We start from the raw sequence: 3,551 nt of genomic DNA on the forward strand, positions 1-3,551 counted from the left end.
TTCGGGCACGGCTGGCGCCGGATTGGCCACTGATGGCGCTGTTTCGGCGGTTTGGTCGAAGGGGTCCAGTTCAGCCGGTGCCACTGAACCGGCCTCGAAACGCCCCGGCAGACGCGGCGGCAAGGTTTCGACACGATGCAGCGTCAGCGCGGCAAGTTGGCCCAGGAAGCCGTTCATTGCCGCACCCGATCCAGATAGCATTGCCGGCGTAGCGGGCTCATCGCCAGAATGTCCGCTTCACTCCAGCCGTACGCACGAGCCAACGAATGCACGTCGTTGAACACGCGTTGCGCCCAGGCCTGAATTTCCCGCCACAGAAAGCCGGCAATATCGAAGGCTGCCAACCAGGCATGCCGGCAGCTCGGGCAATTTAAATCCAGGCGGATGTCGGCTTGCGGGTCGGCGGCGGCCAGCAAGGCTTCGGCCGAGCCGATCAGCGCTTCCGGGACGGTTTCCGGGGCAATCGGCGCGCCATTGACTAACACGTCAACGCAGCAGCGCGCGAATAAGGCTCGCCGCGCGGCGGCAACCTCGGTCAGATTTTGAATCGCCAACAGATCGCCGCTATCCGGCAAACGCAGTTGGATGCGATAGCCGTCCTGCCGCAACAGTAGCGGTTCGGCGGCGGGCGGCGGCAATTGCAGGTCGGCGACATTCAAAGCCAGTTCCAGCGTCTCGCCGCAATTCGGACAGGCCGCCAGACTGGCCATTTGCGCGCCGAACAAGCGTTCGCGCAAGGCCAACAGCCGGCCGTTACGTTGTCCGAGCGGCAGACTCGCCACCTCGGCTTCATTGACGTCGCTATCCAGCAGCGTTAGCAATGTCAGCGCTCGTTGGGTGTCCGTCTGCGCTAAGCAGCGTTCCCAGGCAGTCAGCAAGGTCGAGGCGATGCCCGCGCTCATGGCTATTGCGGCTCGGTAAAGGTTTCCTCGGCCGGCTCGGCGACTTCGTAATCGCGTTCCCAACCTTCGTTTTCCAGCTTGATGTGCTGAATCGCCACCGCGTTGGCGTTCGCGTCCAAATCCGGCAGGGCCTGGAATTCGGACACCCAGCAGCGAAACAGTTTGTAAGCCACCGCGAGTTGGCCGGCTTCGTTGTAGAGTTCGATGATGATGTCCTTGCGAAAATCCTTTAACGACACTTCCGAGCCCAGCCCAGAACCGAAATTCCAGACCTTATTGGCCCATTGCTCGAATTCCTTATCGTGAGTCACGCCGCGCTCCAGGCTGATGGCCTCGTACTCGGTGCGGCCCGGCGATTTGCGGCTGCTGCTGGGATCGCCGCCTTCGCGGTGTTTGACGACTTCGGTGGTGCGTTTGAGCGCGCCGACCTTGCTGACCCCGGCGACGTATTTGCCGTCCCATTTCACCCGGAATTTGAAATTTTTATAGGGATCGAACCGTTGTGCGTTGACGCTGAACTGAGCCATGGCGGATTCTCCTTAGACTTCGATTTGTCCAGCCATCTGCTGGAGTTTAATGACGACGAACTCGGCGGGTTTTAACGGCGCGAAACCGACCACGATATTGACGATACCGGAATTGATGTCGGTTTGGGTCGTGGTTTCCCGGTCGCACTTGACGAAGTAAGCCTCCCTGGGCGTACTGCCCTGAAAAGCGCCCTGGCGAAACAGGTTGTGCATGAAGGCACCGACGTTCAACCGAATCTGCGCCCACAACGGTTCGTCGTTGGGCTCGAACACCACCCATTGGGTGCCGCGATAAAGGCTTTCCTCGATGAACAACGCGGTGCGGCGCACCGGGAGGTATTTCCATTCGTCGGCCAACTGGTCGGCACCGCGCAGGGTCCGCGCGCCCCAGACCACCCGGCCGTTGACCGGAAACGCCCGCAGACAATTGATCCCTAACGGATTGAGCATGCCGTTTTCGGCATCGTTCAGATTGACTTGCAGCCCTTGAATCCCGCTCAACGAAGCATCCAGTCCGGCCGGCGCCTTCCAGACGCCGCGCGCGGTGTCGGTGCGGGCCATGATGCCGGCGATCATTCCGCTGGGCGCGAACACGTCTAGCTGGCCTTCGCGCAAGGGATCGCTTTGAATCACCCGTGGAAAATACAAAGCGGCATTGCGGGCTTCGACGCCGGAAAGGCCCAAGGCGCTTAAACCGTCGCGGGCCTTTGCGGCGGCGGTGTCTTTATTTGCCCCCCAAGCCGCAGGCGGATCGACGATCAGCACGGCGCGCCGGTCGGCGCAGTATTTCATGGCCTTTTGATAGACTTCCTTCAGCGTGTCGCCTTCGCGGGTGTCGGGCGGGATGCACAGCAAATTGAACAAATCGGCCTTGTCCAGCGCGTAAAGGCCGGTCTTGTTGTTTTTGTCACCGACTACGTCGGTTTCGGCGGTCAACAACGCGCTGTCGCCGCCGCCGGTAAACTTTTTAAAGCTGGCCGGCGTCGCCGCCGGATTGGCCGGATCTTCGGCCGCGGTCGAGTCGGTGGGCCTGGCGGCCACCAAGTCAGCGCTGCCGTCGGCTTTCTTCTGCACGCGGATCAGATTGGATTCGGCCGCCAGTACCCGGTCCAAGCGGCGAGCGCCGGCGGTTGCGGTGACGGCCAGATTCAGGAAGCGCTCGACCCGGCCCTTGCCGGGTTCTTCGTACACCGTCATATTGAATAAGTCGGCCTGCACAATGCCGTAGCGGCTGGCGACTTCGGCGGAAATGCCCTTGGCGTCGATCGTGTAAGTGAGCTTGTCGCCGCGCAAACCGACGCTGGCGGCTTCCAGTTTCAGATCGGCGTTTTTCGAGGTCGTGGCGTTTTTCGCCAGTCTGACGATCAGCGCCTGTTGTCCACCGTTCAGATAAAAATCGCGTACCGCATAGGACAGCGGAAAATCCGGCGACAGATCGCCGAAGGTTCGAATAAAGTCGCCGAAGCTGTTGACGGTGGTCGGCTCGTCGATCGGTCCGCGCGAGCTGCGGCCAAGAAACGCGGTAATCGAGGTGGCGACTCCGGTAATGGTGCGCACACCACTGGGGATTTCTTCGATGTAAACGCCGGGATAAGAGAGTGCTACAGGCATGACGTGCTCCTTTGAAACGCTACTGGAACCGGATTACCACCCCATGGAGGCTTAATCTAGTGCGGAGAGACAGCGCGGCCGGACGGGGCGGCCACGGACCGAAAGCTGGCGCGAAGCCACCCGAGCCGGGCGGTTTTTGTTGAACAGCATCTTGAGCGCATTTCCGGCAACAAACAATGACGTATTTGTACTAGTACAAACGTACTGCATCGCTTGCCAAACCGCGGATTTCGTGGTCAGGTGCCATTCTGGCAACCAGCCAATGCATGAATTAATTTAGACGAGCGACATTCGGATGCATACCGTAAGACGATTTTCGCGACTCTACCAGGCGGTTATCGAGTCATTATCCCTAGCGGTCACGCGGGAGTGGTCGCCTTGGAGTATGACAATGGCGTGGAAACGGCAGTAGCCCGATCGTGGGCCTGCCAATTCAGGCAACTATATAGTTTTGGCCAACGGCATTGATTCGCCGTTCATAGCCAGTCGCGGAATTAACGCGGTGGCGAAC

General features: G+C 60.0%; 3 protein-coding genes. All 3 read right to left on the reverse strand.

The annotated features are described in order from the left end of the window. Positions 1–173: 173 nt before the first annotated feature. The 3 genes from AC3B8H_RS19450 to AC3B8H_RS19460 are packed head-to-tail and all read right to left on the reverse strand — an operon-like array spanning position 174 to position 3,040. On the reverse strand, positions 174–902 hold the full coding sequence (locus tag AC3B8H_RS19450; protein ID WP_488443177.1) for a T4 family baseplate hub assembly chaperone: 729 nt from the start codon (positions 900–902) through the stop codon (positions 174–176). Between the two features lie 2 nt (positions 903–904). After that, positions 905–1,429, reverse strand: a complete 525-nt coding sequence (locus tag AC3B8H_RS19455; RefSeq protein ID WP_488443178.1) for a phage tail protein — start codon at positions 1,427–1,429, stop codon at positions 905–907. A gap of 12 nt (positions 1,430–1,441) precedes the next feature. Continuing rightward, a complete protein-coding gene (locus tag AC3B8H_RS19460) occupies positions 1,442–3,040 on the reverse strand; it encodes a phage tail sheath family protein (protein ID WP_488443179.1) in 1,599 nt (532 codons plus the stop codon). Positions 3,041–3,551 lie beyond the last annotated feature (511 nt).

This window comes from Methylomonas sp. BG-2, assembly GCF_057766305.1.

Excerpts from the sequence above, each read along its gene's own strand:
- AC3B8H_RS19450 (WP_488443177.1), bottom strand. The coding sequence starts at position 902 with ATGAGCGCGGGCATCGCCTCGACCTTGCTGACTGCCTGGGAACGCTGC.
- AC3B8H_RS19460 (WP_488443179.1), bottom strand. The coding sequence starts at position 3,040 with ATGCCTGTAGCACTCTCTTATCCCGGCGTTTACATCGAAGAAATCCCC.
- AC3B8H_RS19455 (WP_488443178.1), bottom strand. The coding sequence starts at position 1,429 with ATGGCTCAGTTCAGCGTCAACGCACAACGGTTCGATCCCTATAAAAAT.